This window comes from Streptomyces sp. SID5469 (assembly GCF_009862865.1).
Taxonomy (GTDB): domain Bacteria; phylum Actinomycetota; class Actinomycetes; order Streptomycetales; family Streptomycetaceae; genus Streptomyces; species Streptomyces avermitilis.
In genome coordinates this window covers 8341960-8362445 of the sequence record NZ_WWIN01000001.1, presented here as the reverse complement: position 1 = coordinate 8362445, position 20486 = coordinate 8341960, and the positions used below count along the sequence as shown (strand labels likewise).

Sequence of the window (20486 nt, the reverse complement as noted above, 5' to 3'; positions counted from 1 at the left end):
CTCACACGTACCGGCGCGCGGGCGCGGGGCGGACGGCGGAGGCGACGGCGTCCGCCAACGGCCCGACGTCGTCGGGGGTGAGGGTGGAGACGGTGATCCGGATGCCCGGCGGCGCGCTCATCCGGAAACGGGACCCGGGCGCGACGGCCCACCCGGCGTGCAGCAGCCGCGCCACCGCCCCGGTCTCGTCCGGGACGGGCACCCACACGTTCAGCCCGCTGCGCCCGGACGCCTCCACGCCCCGCTCCGCAAGGGCGCCGATGAGCGCGTCCCGGCGCCGCCCGTACGCCGCCGACACGGCCGGTACGTCCACCGCGTCGCTCACCCACAGCCGCACGACGGCCCGCTGCACCAGCCGGCTCACCCACCCGGGGCCGAGCCGCTGCCGCCCGTGCACGCGGTCGACCGTGACCGGGTCCCCGGCGAGGACGGCGAGCCGCAGGTCGGGCCCGTAGGCCTTGGCCACGGAGCGGACGAAGGCCCAGTGCCGGGTCGTACCGCTCAGGGGATGCAGGGGCAGGTCGACGATCGCGTGGCCGTGGTCGTCCTCGATGAGCAGCGTCTGGGGGTGCTGGGCGAGCACCGCGCGCAGGGCACGCGCGCGTGGGGCGCTCACCGCGCCGCCCGTGGGGTTCTGCGCCCGGTCGGTGACGACGAGGGCGCGCGCGCCGGCCTCCAGGGCGCTTCGCACGTCGTCGGGGAGCGGTCCTTCGCCGTCGACCCGAACCGGGACGGTGCGCAGCCCGAGCGCCGGCACGAGGTCGAGCAGGCTGCCCCAGCCGGGGTCCTCGACGGCGACCGCGTCCCCCGGCTTCAGATGGGCCGCCAGGACACGCTCGATGGCGTCGAGCGACCCGGAGGTGACGACGAGGGGCCCGTCCGGCACACCGTCGGCGTCCAGGGCCGCGCGCGCCAGCCGTGCCAGCTCCGGTTCGACGGCGTCCTCTCCGTACATCACCGGCGCCCGGTCCGCCTCCCCGGCGGCCCCCGCGAACGCCTCGGCGAGGCCCGGAAGCAGTGCCGGGTCCGGGTTGCCGTCGGCGACGTCCCGTACGCCGGCCGGCACCTCGACCCGGATGTCCTCGCGTCCCGTCGTGGCCGGCTTGGGGCGCACACGACTGCCCCGGCGGCCGGAGGTCTCGATGACTCCGCGCTCGCGCAGGGTCCGGTAGGCGGCCGCGACGGTATTGGGATTCACCCCGAGGTCGAGCGCCAACTCCCGCATCGGCGGGAGCAGTTGACCCGGCTCCAGCTCCCCCGAGCCCACCGCGCGCTCGACACTGGCGGCAATCTCCGCCGCACGACGCCCTTCGATCCGATACTCTCCTAGCACAAAGCAGATTATGCACTAATACAATGGAGAGCGCAATGCCGGAGACGAGCACCCAGCCAGGGACGACGCAGCCCGCTGCCTACACCCCGACCGACCGCACCGTCCCCACCCGTTCCCGTGAGCGTGCCGCGTACGACCACGAGCTGGTGCACGCGATCCTCGACGAGGGATACGTCTGCCACCTCGGCTTCGTCCGCGACGGCGCCCCGGTGGTACTGCCCACGCTGTACGGGCGGGTCGGCAGGCGCCTCTACGTCCACGGTTCGACCGGCTCACGCCCCTTGCGGATGACCGGTCAGGCCGATCCGGGACTCCCGGTGTGCCTGACCGTCACCCACGTCGACGGTCTGGTGCTGGCCCGGTCCGCCTTCCACCACTCGCTCAACTACCGTTCGGTGGTGGTGCACGGCATCGCCCACCAGGTGACCGACCCCGATGAGAAGCGGGAGGCCCTGGACGCCCTGGTCGACCACGTCGTACCCGGCCGCTCGTACGACTCCCGGCCGGCCAACGCCAAGGAACTGGCCGCGACCGCCGTGATCAGCCTCGACCTGGACGAGGTCTCCGCCAAGCTCCGCACCGGCGGCCCCAACGACGAGCCCGAGGACCTGACGCTCCCCCACTGGACCGGCGTCCTGCCGCTGACCCGGGGCTACGGCGCCCCGGTCCCGGCCGCCGACCTGGCACCCGGGATCGAACTGCCCGACTATCTCGCGGCTCTGTGATGGCGCGTACGACGCCGGGCGGGTCGGCGAGGCACTCGCCCCGCCGATCCGCCCGGACCCGCTGCGGGCCGCCGTCCGAGCGTCCCCGGACGTGCTGCTGAGGGCCGTCGACGACCGGGCGCCCGGCGGGCTCCGCCGGGCGCGCTTCCATGCGGCCGTCCTGCACCGCGCACGTCGGGCGGACGTCGTGGACCACGTGGACGTCGAGGACGTCGAGGACGACCCGGCCTAGCCCGCCGCCGGGTAAGGCCGGGTGCGGGCCCGGCCTTACCCGCACGCGGCACCCGACACCCGGCACCCCGCACCCCGCACCCCGCACCCCGCACCCCGCACCCCGCACCCGAGATACCGGCCCCCGGCCCCCGTAGTTGCCCGCACCCGATGCCCCGGATCAGACGAGCGTCGGCTCCCCCTGCGGAACGCCCGCCGCCGCGGCCCGTGTCTCCGCCGCCGCAAGCCCCGCGACGGAACCGAGCATCAGCAGCGTGCCCACCAGCGTTGCCGCCGTCAGGCGCTCACCGAGCAGGCCCACGGCCAGGACCGCCGCGCTCACCGGCTCGAGGAGCATGATCACCGACACGGTGGCCGACCGGACCACGGCCGCACCCGCGAAGTACAGGGCGTACGCGAGGGCCGTGGGGACGGCGGCGATGTACACCAGCAGGCCCAGGACGTGGACCGGTTCAGCCGTGTACGGCAGCAGCCCTTCGGCCAGGGCCGCCGGCAACAGACAGAGCGTGGTCACCGCGAACGCCCCCACCGTCGTGGCGGACGCGTCGGCCCTGCCGTCGCGCCCCCACCACCGGGTGAGCAGGGTCATCGCGGAGTACCCGGCCGCGGAGACGACCGCGAGCAGCACGCCCCAGGGACGCACCGTCGCGCCCCCACTGCCGAGCACCAGGACGGCCAGCCCGGCGAGCGCTCCGGCGACGGCGGTGATCCCGCCCCGCCCGAGCCGCTCCCCCAGGGTCAACCGCGCCCCGAGCGCGATGATCACGGGCCCGGCGCCCAGCGTGACGACGGTGGCCACCGCCAGGCCGGTCGCCTCGACGGCGGCGAAGTACGCGGTCTGGAAGACGGCGAGCCCGAGGCCCGTGGCGCCGATCCGCAGCGCCTTGCGCGCCGGTGACTCACGCGGCTCGGTCGGCTCGCACCGGCCCAGCGGCCGGAGCGCGGCCCGCCGGCCCCGCGAGCGCAGCAGCCGGGCACCGAGCAGCAGGACGAGCCCGCCGGCGCAGCGCCAGAACGACAGGGCGACCGGCCCCATGTCGCCGGCGCGGTAGACGAGCGACGCGGCCGCGCCCGCGGTGCCCCAGGCGGCACCGGCGACGGTCAGATAGAGCAGGCCTCGCCCGATGGGCAGGCCGGAAACAGCATTCGACACGTGTTCTCTCCGCAGGTCAGCAGAAGTTCAGGAAGGGACCACGTCGCCGCCGGTGTGCACGCGTCACGGAGATACGCGCGCGGGTCACCGGCTCACGGAAAGGTCCTCGGACTTCTTCTGCGGGCAGCACCGCTCGGCCCGGTCATGCGCCGGGCGTTCGGGAAGGCCCGCCTCAGGCGGCCGGAGGCGGAAGAACGAGCGTCAAAGGCATGATCGTCACCCTATGCGGCGGTGCCACGGGCCGACAACTGCCTTTCGGCCCCGCCCCCACCGGTGACGGGCCCGTCCGACGGTTTCGCGGGCGCCGACGACTGCGCGATGAACGCGCCCACCAGCACCACCGCGCCGCCGATGATCTGCGGCGCCGACAGGTGCTCGCCGAGCAGCACCCAGGCGAGCACGGTCGCGATGACCGCTTCGAGACAAGCCACCACGCCCGCGACCTGCGGGGAGAGCCGGCGCACGGAGAGCACTCCGGTCACGTACGCGACAACGGTTGCGATCAGCACGATCCAGCCGAGGAGCAGTGCGGCGGGGACCGAGTCCCCGTTCATGTCCGCGCGGCCCCCGAGCACCGACCAGTCCATGGTCCAGGGCCGCGCCACGACGGTGAGCACGAGGGCGCCTATGAGCAGGCCGAACGCGATGACGCCCAGCGGGTCGGGGGCGTCCTCCCCCGTCTCGCTGCCCTGGTCGGACAGAACGAAGTAGCCGACCTGGCAGCAGGCGGCGGCGAGCGCGAGCAGCAGCCCGAGGGCGTCGAAGCCGAGCCCCGACCACACCTCGACGACGCAGGCGAGGCCGCCGACCGCGAGGACGACTCCGAGAGCCGCGGCACGTGTCACCGGCCGCCGCTGGACGAACCTGACCCAGCCCAGGACCAGCGCGGGGGCGAGATATTCGACGAGCAGGGCGACCCCGACGGGGATCCGCGAGATCGCGGCGAAGTAGCAGGCCTGGACACCGGCCACGGCGAGCAGCCCGAACCCGATGAGCAGCGCGGGCCGCCGGCGCAGCAGGGCGCGGTGGCGTACGGCGAGCGGCAGCATCACCAGGGCGGCGCCCGAGACGCGCAGCCACACCACGTGAAGCGGGTCGAGCCCTGCCTCGATCAGCGGCTTGGCCGCGACACCTGATCCACCGAAGGCGACCGCCGACGCCAGGGCAAGCCCCAGGCCGACGCCTTTTCCACGATTGCCCTGACTGGCCTGAGACGTACGCACCGGCACATGATGCCAGGCGATGACATGAGCGTCACCCCAAATGACACCTGTCTCAGCGACTGGACGTGACGACAGGGCCGAGGGACCCCGGCCGGGCTCGGCCAAAGGCGCCGGGACGGGTCTCAGGGCGCGACCTCGCCACCCCCGACCAGGTCCTCGAACTCGAGCCACGCCTCGATGCGCGTCAGCAGCACACGGACGTCGACTCCCGCCCGCCCGAGCACCTCCACGGCCCGGGACTCGGGGTCCGCGGCGATCGCGGCCAGCAGATCCACACCGCGCGCCCGGTCCTCGCCGCGGCGCGCCGCCCGCTCATGGGCGGCCCCCATGGCGCCGGCCGCCACCGGCGACCAGCCCTCCGGCTCCCCCACGGTCGGCCCGGCGGCGGAGTCCTCGACGCGGCTCCGCCAGCGCAGCCCGTAGCCGATGCTGCGCTGCACGAGATAGCCGAGCAGCCGGGCGACCTGCGGGCCGCCGTCGAAGACGGCATGCACCTGGGGGTCCGTCTCGAGGAGCGTGTGCAGCAGATGGGCCGTGTCGACCTGCCGGTCCCCGTCCCGCACCGCCCGTCTGCGCGCACCGGCCACCGCCGAGGCCAGCTCTGCGGTGAGCCCGGCGTCGAGTTCGGCGCGGCGCGAGCCGGATTCGGCGGCCGGCTGTCGGGGAGTACGGGATGGCACATCCCCCACCTCATCAGCCTCGTCCACGGAGGTCATCCCCGCCGGGAACCATTCCCGCGTCCGGCGCAGGTTGGGGAGGCGTACACGGCCCCTCCTCCTTACGAATGACATCGCGCCGTTTCCCCGATGGGATGCGCGCCGCCTTGCCTCACGCCGCAGGCACCCCCGGCGCTCCGGCGGTGAGCGACACGGCACGGCGGTGCCGCGGCGGGTCGGCCGGGAGCGCCAGAGCGCCCTCTCTCCACATTTTCTGACGGTTCATCAGTATTGAATGTTGCAGGCGCTGCGGCTACGTTCCGCGACACCGTGGCTGCGCCGGGCGCAGCACCCGACACGAAGGGGTGGTCGCATGGCCGAAGTCAGCGCGGAAGCGCGCATCGAGGCGCCCGCCGAGAAGGTCTGGGCCCAGCTCACCGACTGGTCCGCGTACGGCGAGTGGAACGCGACCCACACCGGTTTCCCGAAGGGCGGCCCCGAGACCCTGGAGGTGGGCGGGACCTTCGCGGAGAACATGAAGCTCATGGGCTTCCCGGCCGAGGTCGACTGGACCATCGACCAACTGGAGCCCGTCCGCGTCCTCGCCATCAGCGGCAAGGGCCCGATGGCGGTGAACGTCGCCACGCGCTACACGCTCACCCCGGACGGGGACGCGACGACGTTGCGCATCGACGGCGAGTTCACCGGTGCCGCCGTGTCCATCATGGCGGGCAAGCTGAAGGACTCGGCGACGGCCGCCCTCAACGAGTCGCTGCGCAAGCTGAGCGCACTGGTGGCCTGACACCAGCAGCCGTAGACGGACAGGCGCCCCGCGGAAAAGCTTCCGCGAGGCGCCGGCGCGAACCACAGCATGCCGTCAGCCCTCGTCGGCGAGGATCAGATACAGCTTCTTGCGGGCTTCGTTGATGACCGTCAGCGCCTTGTCGCGCTGCTCCTTGCTGCCGGTCTTCCAGACCTGGCCGAACGCCTCCATGAGACCGAAGCCGGCCTGCCGGATCTCGCTCAGCGCCTCCCAGTCGACCCCGCGCGAGGCCTCTTCCCAAGGCGCCTCGGGACCCTCGGCGGCTGCCGCGCGACCCGACTCGGTGAGCGAGAACAGCTTCTTGCCGCCCTCGGACTCGTTGGCGATCAGCCCCTCGTCCTCCAGCAGCTGAAGGGTGGGGTAGACCGAACCCGGGCTGGGCTTCCATGCCCCGCCGCTGCGCTCGGCGATCTCCTGGATCATCTCGTAGCCGTGCATGGGACGGTCCTTGAGCAGGGCCAGGATCGACGCGCGTACGTCGCCGCGCCGCGCCCTGCCCCGCGGTCCGCCCCGGCCGCGCCCGCCCCAGGGGCCCGGCCCGAAGCCCGGTCCGCCGAAGCCGGGCCCACCGGGACCCCCCGGCCCGAAGGGCCCGAAGGCCCCGCGCCGCCCCTCGAAGCCGCCCCGACCCCGAGGGCCGGGGCCGCCGTGGTGTCCATGTCCGTGTTCGTATCCGAAGTCTTCTCCACGGGAACGCATCGCCATCACTCCATTCCATCGTTGATCGGTCGCGATGCCTCAACGATATATCGGAACAGCTCGCATGACAAGGCTCTTCTTTCCGGGCCGGTAGCGGGACGGCGACGACCGCCTGTCAGCCCTCGCGGAGGCACACACCGCCCTGGCTCGGGCCACGTCCGAACTACCGCCCGCCGGAGTGCGCGCACACCGTACGAAGTTCACCGAAGCCGCGTGCCCCCGCGTCTCGGCGCCTTGGATCGTGTCCGGCGAACCGGCAGGAGTGCCGTCGACGTGCCGCCGAGCCCCAGGAGCCGCCCGCGGTCGCCGGCGGTGTCACGGGAAAGGCTTCTGAGGCCGGGAGAGACTCCTGTTCCGGTCCAGCTCACCCCGATTGGCCTTGTCCCCCGGCCTCCACCACCGTCTAGCGTCAGGGCATGCGGATTCGAATCGTCGACGCCTTCACCGACCGCCCCTTCGCCGGCAACCCGGCCGGGGTCCTCCTCCTCGACGCCTTCCCGGACGACGCCTGGCTCCAGGACGTGGCCCGCGAGGTCAATCACGCCGAGACGGCGTTCGCCCATCGCCTGCCCAGGGGCGAGGGCGGCGAGGCGGACTGGGCGCTGCGCTGGTTCACGCCCGCCACCGAGGTCGCGATGTGCGGTCACGCGACCCTGGCCACCGCGCACGTGCTGCACACCTCGGGTACCCACGAGGGCCCGGTACGGTTCGCCACCCGCAGCGGCGTCCTCATCGCGACGCCCCGCGAGGACGGCTCGATCACACTGGACTTCCCGACCGCCCCGCTCACCCCGGTCGAGATCCCCGAGGGCGTCGCCGAGGCCCTCGGCGCCGAGCCGCTCACGGCCTGCGACACCGGCCCGAACGTCGGCGACCTGCTGATCGAACTGGCCGACGAGAAGACGGTCCGGGGCCTCGCCCCCGACCTCAGGGCCCTCGCCCGCTACTCCGAGCGCGGCATCATCGCCACCGCCCGGGCCGAAGACCCCGCCCAGGGCCACGACTTCGTGTCCCGCTGCTTCTTCCCGAACGTCGGCATCGACGAGGACCCGGTCACCGGCAGCGCCCACACGGCCCTCGCGCCCTTCTGGTCGCAGCGCCTCGGCCGCCCCGACCTCACCGGCCTCCAGGCCTCGCCCCGCTCCGGCCACGTCCGTACGGAACTCCGCGACGACCGCACGCTGCTTACCGGCCGCGCGGTCACCGTCATCGACGGCGAGCTGCTCACGCCGTAGGCAGCCAGCCCACCTTCCCCGCCAGCAGCGCGTACCCCACGAACGCCCCGATGTCGAGCAGCGAGTGGGCCACCACCAGGGGGCCCACCCGTCCCCAGCGCCGGTACAGGTAGACGAAGGCCACGCCCATCACCATGTTGCCGATGAACCCGCCGATGCCCTGATAGAGGTGGTACGAGCCACGCAGCACGGAGCTGGCCACCAGCGCCGTGCCCGGCGTCCACCCCAACTGGCCCAGGCGCCGCAGCAGATAGCCGACGACGATGACCTCCTCCAGGACGGCGTTCTGCACCGCCGAAAGGATCAGTACGGGGTACTTCCACCACACGTCGGGCAACGCCTCGGGCACCACGGTGAGGTTGAAGCCCAGCCCTCGGGCCGCCAGGTAGAAGGCGATCCCCGTACTGCCGATCACCGCCGCGATCGCCGCGCCGCGCCCGAGGTCCGGCCACGGCCGCGTGCGGTCGAAGCCGAGCGTCCTCAGCCCCTCCCCCTCACGCAGCAGAAAATGCGCCACGAGCGCGACCGGCACCAGCGCGGACGCGATACCGAACAGCTGCCACGCCAGATCGAGCCAGGGACGACCGGGCGCGGCCGAGGCATTGAGGGTGGCCGCCTGGTCCTTGAGACCCCCGGGTTTGGTGACCGAGCCGACAAAGCTGATCAGCGCGGACACCCCGCTCGCACCGAGTGAGAGCCCCAGGACGAGCAGCGTCTCGTCCCGGAGAATCCGTCGTGTCAGCCGCTCCTTCGGAAAAGAATCGGCCATCGACCCCGCCTCCACCTGCACTCCCGCCTCCAGTTGAGTAATCCCGCCTCGTCCCCATCTTCGCCCCGCTAGGGTCTCGAAAGAACTTGCGAAGATCGTGCGCGACAGGCCGCTGGGGGACGGACGCCGTACGGGCGTACCTCCCCCTCGCGTTCTGCCATACGTCCGCCTCACGGCTCACGGCTCAACAGGGAGGGCCACCGTCATGGGACGTCACAGCTTGCCCGACGGCTACGGGGCGGGCGGCGTCGACCCCCGTACGCGGGCGCGTCGCCGCACCGTGGCCATCGCGACGGCTCTCGTACTCACCGTCGCGGCCGGCACCGCGGCGGCGGTCCGCGGCGGACTGCTGTCCTTCGGCTCCTCCTGCCAGGACCACGCCGTACGCCTCAAGATCGCCGCCTCCCCGGACGTGGCCCCCGCCCTCCGTGCGGCGGCCGACGAGGCCCGTAGGAAGAACATCACCTCCGACGGCCACTGCCTGGACATACACGTGACCGCACGCGATGCCTACCAGGTCACCGAATCGCTGCTGTCGGGCCGGAAGTCCGACATCCAGGCGTGGGTACCGGACGCGGACCTGTGGGTGCGGCGCGTCACCGCCGATGCCAGGGCGACCCAGGTCACCCAGGCCGGCAACATCGCCTCGTCCCCCGTCGGGATGGCCGTGGTTCCGACGGCGGCGAAGTCCCTGGGGTGGCCGGACAAGACGTACACCTGGACCGAACTGGCCGGCGCGACCCTGCGGGAGGACCGGCCGAAACTCGGCACGGCCGACCCCTCGCGCAGCGCGACCGGGCTGCTCGCCCTCACCCGGCTGACCGGCGCCACCGCCAAGGTGAAGGAAGGCGACACCCGGACGGCGGCCATGGCGAAGGCGCTCTCCCAGCGCACAGCCGACAGCGACAGCCAGGTCCTGGAGACGCTGCCGCGCGACTCCTCGGGCACCGAGCAGGGCGACCCGAAGCGCAACCAGGCGCTGATCCTCTCCGAGCAGGCGGCGTTCACGCACAACACCTCGGCCGACAGCGACCTGAAGCTCGACCTCTTCTACCCCAAGGACGGATCACCGCGGCTCGACTACCCGTTCACACTCGTCGACCAGCCGCGACTGTCCACCGACGAGAGCCGCGCCGCCCTCCGGTTCATGACGCTGCTGGAGCAGCCGAAGGGCACCAGGATCCTTCAGAAGCACGGCTTCCGCATCGACGACGAGGACGTCTCCGCCACGGTCGTGACGGCGGCGGGCGGCCGCTCCCCGCAGCCGTACGAGGAGCCCGCACCCGAACCGGCCTCCGAGAAGACGCTCCAGGAGTCGCTCGGCACGTGGACGATCACGGTGCAGAGCGCCCGGATCACCACCGTCGTGGACATCTCGGCCTCGATGTCCGAGGCCGTGCCGGGCAGCAGCCGGTCGCGAATGGACGTCACCAAGGCGTCGCTGCTCCAGACCCTCACCACGTTCACGCCGGATGACGAGATCGGGCTGTGGAACTTCTCCGCGAAGCTCGACGGGGACAAGGACTACCGCGTGCTCGTACCGACCGGGCGGCTCGGAGACCGCGGGGGCCGCGACACGCAGCGGGACAGACTGTCGGCGGCGTTCAGCGCGCTGGAGCCGGTGCGGGGCGGTGCCACCGGTCTGTACGACACGACGCTCGCCGCGTACAAGGCGGCCACCGCCTCATATGTGAAGGGGAAGTTCAACGCACTGGTCATCCTGACCGACGGCGTCAACGAGGACCCGGGAAGCATCTCCCGCTCCACCCTGCTCACCCAACTGCGGAAACTGGCCGACCCGCGACACCCGGTGCCGCTGATCATGATCGCCGTGGGACCGGAGGCCCACCGGCAGGAGGCCGAGCGGATCGCCGGGGCGACCGGCGGCTCGGGCCACCAGGTCGACAGCCCCGCCCAGATCCACTCGGTGATCCTCAAAGCGATCATGGAGGCCGGCAACCAGAGCTAGGTCCTGCCCGGCGGAGCAGGCCGTAGACGCGGGGGCTGACAGGTACCGCCGCTTTCCTCCGGCCCGATCCGCCGGACAGACCCTGTGGCCTGTCGACGCGCCCGGTCTCACCCCAGCGGCACCGGCTCCGGCAGCCCCACCGGCCAGGTGTGCACCGGCTCCCCGACGTGCATCAGCTCGCTGTACCGCCGCGTCGTCGCGGCCAGCGCGGCGTCCCGGTCCAGCCCCGCCTCCAGCGCCCGGTGGAAGGTGGCGGCCTGCCAGCTCGCACCGTTGACCCGGCGCCTGCACCGCTCCTCGATGATGCCGAGGTAGAAGTCCCGGTCCGCGGGTTCGACACCCCACGCGTCGAGGCCCGCCTCGGCGAGCGGCAGCAGTTCGTCGCGTACGAGGTGCACGGCATCGACCTGCGTGGTCCCGCCGTACCGCCCGCGCCGCGGCCACTCCAGGCGGGCGTCGATGCCGTCCCGGCACGCGGCGTCGAAGTTGGCGGCCGCCGACTCGAACGGCAGCCGCGTCCACACGGGCCGCGGTTCCTCGGCGAGCGCGCGTACGACACCGTAGTAGAAGGCCGCGTTGGCGATCACGTCACTGACGGTGGGCCCGGCCGGCAGCACACGGTTCTCGACGCGCAGATGCGGGACGCCGTCGGCGATGCCGTAGACGGGCCGGTTCCAGCGGTACACGGTGCCGTTGTGCAGGACGAGTTCGGCGAGCTTCGGTATGCCTCCGTCGTCGAGGACCCGCAGCGGATCCTCGTCGTCGCAGATCGGCAGCAGCGCCGGGAAGTAGCGCAGGTTCTCCTCGAACAGGTCGTACGCGGAGGAGATCCACCGTTCGCCGAACCACGTGCGCGGCCGCACGCCCTGGGCCTGCAGCTCCGGCGGCCTGGTGTCGGTGGACTGCTGGAACAGCGGGGGCCGCGACTCACGCCACAGCTCATGACCGAACAGGAACGGCGAGTTGGCGCCGATGGCGACCTGCGCGGCGGCCACCGCCTGCGCCGCGTTCCACACGTCGGCGAAGCGGCCCGGCGTGACCTGGAGATGCAACTGCACGGACGTACAGGCCGCTTCGGGCACGATCGACTTCGAGGTGCACACGAGCCGGTCGATGCCGTCGATGTCCAGCACGAAGTCCTCGCCGCGCGCGGCCACGATCTGCTCGTTGAGCAGGGTGTAGCGGTCGCCGCCGGAGAGATTCGAGGAGATCAGGTCGTCGCGGCCGAGCGTCGGCAGGATGCCGATCATCACGATTCCGGCGTCGACCTCGTTCGCCTTGCGGTGCGCGTAGGCGAGTGAGGTGCGCAGCTCCTCGGCGAGCCGGTCGAATACCCGGCCGCCCAATCGATGTGGGGCAATGTTGACTTCCAGATTGAACATGGCGAGTTCTGTTTGGAAATCGCGGCTCGCAATCCTTTCGAGTACTTGCTCATTCATCATTTTTGGCAGGCCGTCCGCACCTGCGAGATTCAGCTCGATCTCCAGACCCATGAGGTTCTTGGGGCGATCGAACCGCTTCTCCTCCAACAGTCGCGCCAGCCCCGCCAGGCACTGCCGGAGCTTGCCGCGGTAGCGCTGGCGATCGGACAGGTCGAACGACCCCGCCACGACCTTCTCCCCCATCGACGTGTCCCTCCTCGGATGGGCAGGCCGACGATCCGGCCGCTGGTGTCCCCGGGTCACGGGTGATGATGCCCAGGCAACGCGATCCATAACGCCCCGCGTCGACCCGGCGCCCGCTACGCTGAATGCAACTGCCATGCGGCACATTCGCCGGGCATGGAGCAGCACGCAGTTTCACGGCGCAATGATCTCGTGATAATCGCCGACGAGAATCGGCCGACCGCTTCGGCGACGTATTACGAGGTCACCGGTCGGGTACCCATGTAGTACCGGGACGAACCCCCCTTATCACCGACCGAATGCCCCCTTGCCCGTGATGCCCGAAACAGCTAGCCGAAACACCGCGTGAACACGTGTCGTATAAACTCTGCGAACGAGGCAGAGAGTTGGCACTCGCGGTTCTGGGCCCTGTCGACAAAGCGCCGTCATCCGTCCGGGTACGGAGCCCCCGCCCCTCTGACCCCGAGAGCTGACAGCGCCGTCCGCCCGCCCCACCCCTCGCTTCACCGTGCCTGTCGAATGAGAGAGGCGACCCACCATGCCGCTGCATGTCCCCCCGGCTCCCGCGCCCGCCCTGCGCACCGTTCTCACGGCACTCGGTTCCCCCACCGCGGTCCGCGAGGCTCGTACCCCGTCCCTGCGCAACGCCCAGGGACCCGTCACTCCCGAACTCCCGCTACCCGTACACGTCCTGGACCGGATCACCCCCGCGGGCGCCTCTGCCACCCGGCTCGCCGGATGGCGCTTCCTCATCCGCTGCGGCGATCGCGCGGTGGCCGCCGCCGAGACGATGCTGACCCCCGACGGCTGGGCTTTCTCCCACTTCTTCGAAGGCCCGTACATCACCGCCACGGAGCGCGCCCTGCGCCAGGCGGAGACCATGAAACAGCCCTACCAGGCCCGGCTGCTGTCCGTGCCCGAGCTATACATGCTCACCCTCTGGCTGCACGGCGACTCCACGGCCGACGGCGCGACGGGCCACCCGGCCGCCACCGACCTGCTCGTCCCGCTGGCTCCGGCGCCGCCCGGCATCGCGGCACACCGCCCGCACCGGGTCGCGGAACTGCTTCCGGTCCTGACCACCCGGGTGACTCCCGCACCCCTGCTCGGCTCACCCGCCTGACCGAGCGCACCCGCACGACTCCGCGTACCCCGTCGCCGAATTCCCGGTGGCGGGGTACGTCGCTCTTACGGGCGTCAATACGCTCGTAAGAGCCGGAAAAAGCCCACTCCCCGTCCGGACTAGCCCTATCCGGTCACTCCGAACCACCCAAAGTGACAGTGCAGTTGGGATGAACCGTCCGGCCGGGTGATGCGTCATCAACCTGTGAGAAGCGGTGCTGCGAAATCCCTGCGGATTGACGCCCGTAGGGCAACACTGGGTCTCAGACCGACTTGTCAAAATCCGACTTGTCAAAAACGGGGGGCGGCCATGAACAACGCTTCGAGCCGCAAGACAGACACAACAGCCATCTCAGACCTCACAACAGAGCGAAAGATCCCCTCCACCATGTGCCAGCACCAGCCACTCTGTCCGACAGCCGCATCCGCCGACCGGGAGTCCGCCCGTCTCATGGCGCACCACCCGGAGCAGGGATGGAGCCTGCTCTGCAACGGCGTTCTGCTCTTCGAGGACACCGGTGAGCTGCTGCCGGACGGCCGGATCATCGCCCCGCACCGCCCACTGGGCACCGACCAGGTGATGACGGCCGCCTGAGCCGCACACCCGCCCAGACACAAGAGGGGCCGGCCGGGAGACACCTCCCGAACCGGCCCCGACGCGTATCCACGGGCGGCTACTCCCCGTCACCACTCTCTGCGAGAGCGGTCAGAATCCAGGGCCGCCCGGTGCACCGCGAGCACGCGGACACCGGGCGATCGCGCGCATCAGTCGTCGTAAGCGTCCAGCGGCGGGCAGGAGCAGACCAGGTTGCGGTCGCCGAAGGCCTGGTCGATACGGCGCACCGGCGGCCAGTACTTGTCCGCGGCCGAGACACCCGCCGGGAAGACGGCCTCCTCACGGCTGTAGGCGTGCTCCCACTCTCCGCCGAGCGCGGCCGCGGTGTGCGGCGCGTTCCGCAGCGGGTTGTCCTCCGCCGGCCACTCGCCCGAGCCGACCTTCTCGACCTCCGCACGAATGGCGATCATGGCCTCGCAGAACCGGTCGAGCTCGCCCAGGTCCTCGGACTCGGTCGGCTCGATCATCAGCGTCCCCGCCACCGGGAACGACATCGTCGGCGCGTGGAAGCCGTAGTCGATCAGCCGCTTGGCGATGTCGTCGACACTCACGCCGGTCGCCTTGGTCAGCGGACGCAGATCGATGATGCACTCGTGCGCGACGAGCCCGCCAGGACCGGTGTAGAGCACCGGGTAGTGCGGCTCCAGCCGCTTGGCGATGTAGTTGGCGGACAGCACCGCCACCTGCGTGGCGCGCTTGAGGCCCTCGCCGCCCATCAGCCGGACGTACGACCAGGAGATGGGCAGGATGCCCGCGGAGCCCCAGGGCGCGGCCGAGATCGGGCCGACGCCCGTCGCGGGGCCGGCCTCGGGCTGGAGCGGGTGGTTCGGCAGATACGGCGCCAGGTGGGCGCGCACACCGACCGGCCCGACGCCCGGACCGCCCCCGCCGTGCGGGATGCAGAACGTCTTGTGCAGGTTGAGGTGCGAGACGTCACCGCCGAAGTGGCCCGGCTTGGCGAGCCCGACCAGCGCGTTGAGGTTGGCTCCGTCGACGTACACCTGGCCGCCCGCCTCGTGCACCTGGGCGCAGATGTCGGCGACGTGCTCCTCGAACACACCGTGCGTCGAGGGGTACGTGATCATCAGCACCGACAGCTCGTCGCGGTACTGCTCGATCTTGGCGCGCAGGTCCTCGACGTCGATCTCACCGTCGTCGGCCGTCTTCACCACGACGACCTTCATGCCGGCCATCACGGCGCTCGCCGCGTTCGTGCCGTGCGCGGAGGACGGGATCAGGCAGACCGTGCGCTGCTCGTCGCCATTGGCGCGGTGGTACCCACGTACGGCGAGCAGCCCGGCCAGCTCGCCCTGGGAGCCGGCGTTCGGCTGGAGCGACACCTTGTCGTAGCCGGTGACCTCGGCGAGCCGCTCCTCCAGTTCCCGGATGAGCGTGAGGTAGCCCTGCGCCTGCTCGGCGGGCGCGAAGGGGTGCAGCTGCCCGAACTCGGGCCAGGTGACCGGCTCCATCTCGGTGGTCGCGTTGAGCTTCATGGTGCAGGAGCCCAGCGGGATCATGCCGCGGTCGAGCGCGTAGTCGCGGTCGGAGAGCCTGCGCAGGTAGCGCAGCATCGCGGTCTCGGAACGGTACTGGTGGAAGACCGGGTGGGTCAGGTAGTCGTCGGTACGCAGGAGCGCGGCCGGCAGTGTGTCCTCGGCCGCCGCGTCCAACGCCTCGATGTCGCCCTCGACGCCGAACGCGGTCCAGACGGCGCCCAGTTGGGCCCGCGTGGTGGTCTCGTCACAGGAGATCGACACGAGGTCCGCGTCGACGAGGTGCAGGTTGACCCCGCCCTCACGCGCGGCGGCGACGATCTCGGCGGCCCGGCCCGGCACCCGCGCGGTCAGCGTGTCGAAGTACGCGCCGTGCACGACCTCGACGCCGCCGGCCTTCAGCCCTTCGGCGAGGATCGTGGCGTACCGGTGCGTACGCCGCGCGATCGTCCTCAGTCCGTCGGGCCCGTGGTACACGGCGTACATGCCGGCCATCACGGCGAGCAGCACCTGGGCCGTACAGATGTTGCTGGTCGCCTTCTCGCGGCGGATGTGCTGCTCCCGCGTCTGCAGGGCGAGCCGGTACGCCTTGTGCCCGTCGGCGTCCACGGACACGCCCACGAGCCGGCCGGGCAGGCTGCGCGCGAACTTCTCACGCACGGCCATGTAACCGGCGTGCGGCCCGCCGAAGCCCATCGGCACACCGAACCGCTGCGTCGTACCGACCGCGATGTCGGCACCCAGCTCACCCGGCGAGGTGAGCAGCGTGAGCGCGAGCAGATCGGCGGCGACGGTGACGACCGCGCCCAGCTCGTGCGCCTGCTCGACGAGCGGCTTGATGTCGCGTACGGCACCGGAGGCGCCCGGGTACTGGATCAGCACGCCGTTGATCTCGCGCTCGGCGATCCCGGCGGGGATGCCTTCGCTCAGGTCGGCGACGACGACCTCGACGCCGGTCGGCTCGGCACGGGTCTCGATGACGGCGATGGTCTGCGGCAGCGCGTCCGCGTCGACCAGGAACAGGCCCTTCTTGTTCTTGCCCATCCGCCGGGACAGCGCCATGGCCTCCGCGGCCGCGGTGCCCTCGTCGAGCAGCGAGGCGCCGGAGGTCGGCAGCCCGGTCAGCTCGGCGACGACGGTCTGGAAGTTCAGCAGCGCCTCCAGCCGGCCCTGCGAGATCTCCGGCTGGTACGGCGTGTACGCGGTGTACCAGGCCGGGTTCTCCATCACGTTCCGGAGGATCACCGGCGGTGTGAAGGTGCCGTAGTAGCCGAGGCCGATCATGGAACCGAGGACCTGGTTGCGGTCGGCGAGGGAGCGCAGTTCGGCAAGCACCTCGGCCTCGGTGCGCGCGCCCGGCAGCTCCAGCGCCTCGGCGTTCTTGATGACGTCCGGGACGGCGGTCGCGGTCAGCTCGTCGAGCGACCCGTAGCCGACCTGGGCGAGCATCTTGGCCCGGGCTTCGGAATCGGGGCCGATGTGGCGCTGCTCGAAGGGGATTCCCTGTTCGAGATCGGAGAGCGGAATGCGATGGGCGGTCATTGCGGAGGCCTCCTGGTCTGACGCGACCTTCGAGGGGCACCCCTGCGCGGGTACCCCGACGGCCTCCCCCTCTGTCATCTCAACCTGAGAGCTTCGCCGGTCCGCCCGAGGGCGCTCCGGCTTTCACCGTCGGTGAGAGCGGAAGCCATAGACATCCGCCCTGCTTTCCAGAGTGACCTCGTCCGTGCGGTACGTGTGCCTGAGAGATTCCGGGGAGGATTTGCTCCTTCGGCGCCTCCGACGACTTCCGGAGGACTCTCCCGCACGGGGTCAGCAGCCATTTGCCAGCCTACCAGCGAGGACATTGCACGAGCTTTCGAGTGGCCGCCTTGCTGAATGTGCTCTTTCGTAGTGCTTACGGATGAGTTGCGACCAAGAGGAGGGCCCGTGCAGACCGACATCGATCCGCGCAACCTGATCGGCCGCAAGGCGTTCGACTGCCATGGCGCGAAGATCGGCACGATCGACGAGATCTACCTCGACGACGCGACCGGAGTGGCGGAGTGGGCGGCCATACGCACGGGCCTGTTCAGCAGGGACGCCTTCGTGCCCTTGGAGCCCAGCGAGCTGGTCGAGGGCACCCTCCGGATCCCCTTCGACCGCGCCCTGATCAAGGACGCCCCCGACTTCGGCGTGGGGCGACACCTTTCCCCGGAACAGGAATTGCAGCTCTACCACCACTACGGCCTCGACGTGGCCCCCCTCCCCCCGCTGCCGGACCACGACTTCGGCCGCCTGGCGGGAACGGACGAAGCCTGACCCCCCGGCCCCGCGCCCTCGGAGTCGACCCCGTCGGCCACGCCGGCCCCGCCTACCCCAGAACCTGCCGGCACCGCCACGGAACCGGCCGCCCGGGCCGCAGGGCCGCCCGTCCCACTCGAAGCACCGTCCCTCACCGCCGAAGACTCCTCCGTCCCACCCTCAGACCCCTCCCTCCCGGCCGAACACTCGCCCGCCCCACCCGAAGAGCCGGCCACACCGACCTCGGGCCCGGTTTCCTCCGCCCCGGAGGCCCCGGCCCCGGCGGCCTCCGGTCTTCGCGCCACCAACGGCAGCGGATCCACCGGTTCCAGATTCGGATCGTCGGTCCGGAACGTGCGTACCCGTCCAGGCTCCGAGTCGGGCGTCTCGAACCGCACCGTCACCCGGCCGAGGCCGCTGCCCTGCACCCACCCGTGCCCGTACTCGGCATGCCGTACGTCGTGCCCGGCACGCCAGTGCCGCTCGGCCACAGCCGGTTCCTCCCCTGCCGGCTCGTCCGACACCACGGCCCCCACCGTCTCCGGCTGCTCCTGCGCCACCGACTCGGCCGCCCCCACATGCGCCTGCGCGAACAGATCCTCCTGTGTGTAGTCGGCGAGCCCGCTGACACCCACCCCGAGCAGCCGTACGCCGCCCGTGGTGTCCACGGAGTCCAGCAGCCGGGCCGCCGCCTCCCGTACCACCGCGGGGTCGTCCGTGGGCCCCCTGAGCGTCTCGGAGCGGGTCAGCGTGGAGAAGTCGTACCGCCGCACTTTGAGGACGATGGTCCGCCCGGACAGCCCCGCACCGCGCAGCCGCTGCACACACCGATCCGCGAGCCGCTGCACCTCCATCCCGACCCGGGTCCTGTCATGGATGTCCACGTCGTAGGTGTCCTCGACCGACACCGACTTGGCCTCCCGCTCGGCCACCACCGGCCGCTCGTCGCGCGCCAGCGCCATGGCGTACAGCGCATGCCCGTGAGCCTTGCCCAGCAGCCGTACGAGCTCGTCCTCGCCCGCCTCGGCGAGCTCCTCGACCGTGGTGATCCCGGCCCGGCGCAGATGGTCCCCCGTGGCGGGCCCCACGCCGGGCAGCGTCCGCACGGACATCGGCCCGAGCATGGCCCGCTCCGTGCCCGGCTCTATCAGCACCAGCCCATCGGGCTTCGCCTCCTCGGAGGCGATCTTCGCGAGCATCTTGGAGGCGGCGAGCCCCACCGACCCCGTCAGCCCGGTGACGGTCCTGATGTCCGCGCGCAGCTTCACCCCGACCAGCCGCGCCGACTCCGCGTCCCAGGCCACTCCTCCGGCCTCCAGATCCACGAACGCCTCGTCCAGGCTCAGCGGCTCCACCAGCGGCGACAGGCCCCGCAGCAGCCCCATCACCTGCTCACTGACCTCCCGGTACAGACCGAAGCGCGGCACGAGATACGCGGCGTTCGGCGCCAGCCGTCGCGCCTGGGCCATGGGCATCGCCGAGTGCACCCCGAAAACCCGTGCCTCGTACGAGGCCGTGGCCACCACCCCGCGTGGTCCGAGCCCACCCACGACGACGGCCTTCCCGCGCAGGCTCGGCTTGGCTGCCTGCTCCGCCGAGGCGTAGAAGGCATCCATGTCGAGATGCAGGATCGTGGGCGCGTTTCTCACATCTCCGATGCTGCCCTACGCCACTGACAATGCCCCGGCTCCCCGGGGCATCACCTGTCGATCGCGACGCTTTCGCGGCGTCTTGCCCGCCGCTCCGTCCCAGCGCGTCGCGCCGTGCGCCCCGTACCTCAGACCGCCGTGCGCCCCGTACCTCAGACCGCCGTGCGCCCCGTACCTCAGACCGCCCGGTCGCTCCGTGCTTCAGACCGCCCGGTTGGCTTCAGACCGCCCGGTTGCGCCGTCGCGCCAGTTCGTCGGTGGGGTTGTGGCCTACCAGGGTCTCCCCCGTGTCGACCCGCTCCCCGTGCAGTTGCGAAAGCGCGCTCTCCACGTCCCGCCAGACCACGCCCACGGCGATGCCGAAGATGCCCTGGCCGCCCTGGAGCAGGGCATGGACCTCGTCGGGGGACGTGCACTCGTAGACCGTCGCTCCGTCGCTCATCAACGTCATCCGTTCCAGGTCCCGGAAGCCGCGCTCCCTGAGGTGCTGGACGGTGGTGCGGATGTTCTGCAGCGACACTCCGGTGTCGAGGAACCGCTTGACGATCTTCAGGACGACCACGTCCCGGAAGCTGTAGAGGCGCTGCGTCCCCGACCCGTAGGCGGGCCGCACGCTCGGCTCGACGAGGCCGGTCCTGGCCCAGTAGTCAAGCTGCCGGTAGGTGATGCCCGCGGCAGCGCATGCCGTGGGACCGCGATAGCCGACTTCCTCGGAAGCCGCCTCTTCGTCGCCCGCTACTGCCGTCGGCCGCTGATGAGCGGGGCCGGCCGCGCTGCCGTGAAGCGGGTACGGGCCGCTCTCCCCCAGACTGCGTCCGGGGGCACCCCCAGCCGTACCGTCGCCGCTGCTTCTCACGCCGACCTCCGTCCTTGACCTGCCTC

17 protein-coding genes, 1 pseudogene and 1 riboswitch are annotated in these 20486 nt (G+C 71.5%); of the genes and pseudogenes, 8 read left to right on the top strand and 10 right to left on the bottom strand.

The window, feature by feature from the left end; genetic code table 11:
- Window position 1: 1 nt before the first annotated feature.
- Window positions 2-1333, bottom strand: a complete 1332-nt coding sequence (locus tag GTY58_RS36345; RefSeq protein ID WP_010988395.1) for an aminotransferase class I/II-fold pyridoxal phosphate-dependent enzyme — start codon at window positions 1331-1333, stop codon at window positions 2-4.
- Window positions 1334-1368: 35 nt separating this feature from the next.
- Between GTY58_RS36345 and GTY58_RS36340 the strand changes: the two genes are divergently transcribed.
- The gene (locus GTY58_RS36340; protein WP_037647001.1) at window positions 1369-2058 is read left to right on the top strand and encodes a pyridoxamine 5'-phosphate oxidase family protein; all 690 of its coding nucleotides are present in this window, start codon (window positions 1369-1371) and stop codon (window positions 2056-2058) included.
- Between the two features lie 91 nt (window positions 2059-2149).
- Window positions 2150-2290: a hypothetical protein gene (locus GTY58_RS36335; protein WP_154696742.1), complete on the top strand. Its 141-nt coding sequence runs from the start codon at window positions 2150-2152 to the stop codon at window positions 2288-2290.
- 159 nt (window positions 2291-2449) lie between these two features.
- Here GTY58_RS36335 and GTY58_RS36330 read toward each other — a convergent pair whose 3' ends face one another.
- From GTY58_RS36330 to GTY58_RS36320, 3 genes are all read right to left on the bottom strand, one after another.
- On the bottom strand, window positions 2450-3442 hold the full coding sequence (locus GTY58_RS36330; RefSeq protein ID WP_010988393.1) for an EamA family transporter: 993 nt from the start codon (window positions 3440-3442) through the stop codon (window positions 2450-2452).
- 221 nt (window positions 3443-3663) lie between these two features.
- Window positions 3664-4671, bottom strand: a complete 1008-nt coding sequence (locus GTY58_RS36325; RefSeq protein WP_010988392.1) for an EamA family transporter — start codon at window positions 4669-4671, stop codon at window positions 3664-3666.
- Between the two features lie 116 nt (window positions 4672-4787).
- Window positions 4788-5345 (bottom strand): Clp protease N-terminal domain-containing protein, encoded by a 558-nt coding sequence (locus GTY58_RS36320; RefSeq protein WP_037647136.1) that lies wholly within the window; start codon window positions 5343-5345, stop codon window positions 4788-4790.
- Window positions 5346-5694: 349 nt separating this feature from the next.
- Between GTY58_RS36320 and GTY58_RS36315 the strand changes: the two genes are divergently transcribed.
- Window positions 5695-6123, top strand: coding sequence for an SRPBCC family protein (locus GTY58_RS36315; RefSeq protein WP_037647000.1), 429 nt, complete (start codon window positions 5695-5697; stop codon window positions 6121-6123).
- 75 nt (window positions 6124-6198) lie between these two features.
- On the opposite strand, the gene GTY58_RS36310 is transcribed toward GTY58_RS36315, so the two are convergent.
- Window positions 6199-6843, bottom strand: a complete 645-nt coding sequence (locus tag GTY58_RS36310) for a PadR family transcriptional regulator (RefSeq protein WP_078234942.1) — start codon at window positions 6841-6843, stop codon at window positions 6199-6201.
- 416 nt (window positions 6844-7259) lie between these two features.
- Here GTY58_RS36310 and GTY58_RS36305 point away from each other — a divergent pair, with 416 nt between their 5' ends.
- Complete coding sequence (locus GTY58_RS36305; RefSeq protein ID WP_010988388.1) at window positions 7260-8078, top strand: PhzF family phenazine biosynthesis protein; 819 nt, start codon at window positions 7260-7262, stop codon at window positions 8076-8078.
- On the opposite strand, the gene GTY58_RS36300 is transcribed toward GTY58_RS36305, so the two are convergent.
- Window positions 8068-8847, bottom strand: a complete 780-nt coding sequence (locus GTY58_RS36300; protein ID WP_107083159.1) for a type II CAAX endopeptidase family protein — start codon at window positions 8845-8847, stop codon at window positions 8068-8070. The genes GTY58_RS36305 and GTY58_RS36300 overlap by 11 nt on opposite strands.
- Window positions 8848-9052: 205 nt before the next feature.
- Between GTY58_RS36300 and GTY58_RS36295 the strand changes: the two genes are divergently transcribed.
- Window positions 9053-10816, top strand: a complete 1764-nt coding sequence (locus GTY58_RS36295; RefSeq protein WP_037646997.1) for a VWA domain-containing protein — start codon at window positions 9053-9055, stop codon at window positions 10814-10816.
- A 107-nt stretch (window positions 10817-10923) separates the two neighbouring features.
- On the opposite strand, the gene GTY58_RS36290 is transcribed toward GTY58_RS36295, so the two are convergent.
- The gene (locus GTY58_RS36290) at window positions 10924-12441 is read right to left on the bottom strand and encodes a glutamate--cysteine ligase (protein WP_037646995.1); all 1518 of its coding nucleotides are present in this window, start codon (window positions 12439-12441) and stop codon (window positions 10924-10926) included.
- Window positions 12442-12979: 538 nt separating this feature from the next.
- Between GTY58_RS36290 and GTY58_RS36285 the strand changes: the two genes are divergently transcribed.
- Window positions 12980-13564 carry a hypothetical protein gene (locus tag GTY58_RS36285; protein WP_010988384.1) on the top strand — a complete coding sequence of 195 codons (585 nt, stop codon included), beginning with the start codon at window positions 12980-12982 and terminating at the stop codon, window positions 13562-13564.
- 387 nt (window positions 13565-13951) lie between these two features.
- Window positions 13952-14158 carry a DUF5999 family protein gene (locus tag GTY58_RS36280; RefSeq protein WP_010988383.1) on the top strand — a complete coding sequence of 69 codons (207 nt, stop codon included), beginning with the start codon at window positions 13952-13954 and terminating at the stop codon, window positions 14156-14158.
- A 170-nt stretch (window positions 14159-14328) separates the two neighbouring features.
- On the opposite strand, the gene gcvP is transcribed toward GTY58_RS36280, so the two are convergent.
- On the bottom strand, window positions 14329-17214 hold the full coding sequence (gene gcvP / locus GTY58_RS36275) for an aminomethyl-transferring glycine dehydrogenase (RefSeq protein WP_037646993.1): 2886 nt from the start codon (window positions 17212-17214) through the stop codon (window positions 14329-14331).
- Window positions 17215-17391: 177 nt separating this feature from the next.
- A riboswitch (glycine riboswitch) is annotated at window positions 17392-17487 on the bottom strand.
- A gap of 114 nt (window positions 17488-17601) precedes the next feature.
- Between gcvP and GTY58_RS36270 the strand changes: the two genes are divergently transcribed.
- Complete coding sequence (locus GTY58_RS36270; RefSeq protein ID WP_037646991.1) at window positions 17602-17973, top strand: PRC-barrel domain-containing protein; 372 nt, start codon at window positions 17602-17604, stop codon at window positions 17971-17973.
- Between the two features lie 281 nt (window positions 17974-18254).
- Here GTY58_RS36270 and GTY58_RS36265 read toward each other — a convergent pair.
- Both GTY58_RS36265 and GTY58_RS36260 read right to left on the bottom strand, forming a co-directional pair.
- Window positions 18255-19604, bottom strand: a pseudogene (locus GTY58_RS36265) (DNA polymerase IV); the annotation flags it as partial.
- Window positions 19605-19824: 220 nt separating this feature from the next.
- A complete protein-coding gene (locus tag GTY58_RS36260; RefSeq protein ID WP_010988379.1) occupies window positions 19825-20460 on the bottom strand; it encodes a MerR family transcriptional regulator in 636 nt (211 codons plus the stop codon).
- Window positions 20461-20486: the final 26 nt, after the last annotated feature.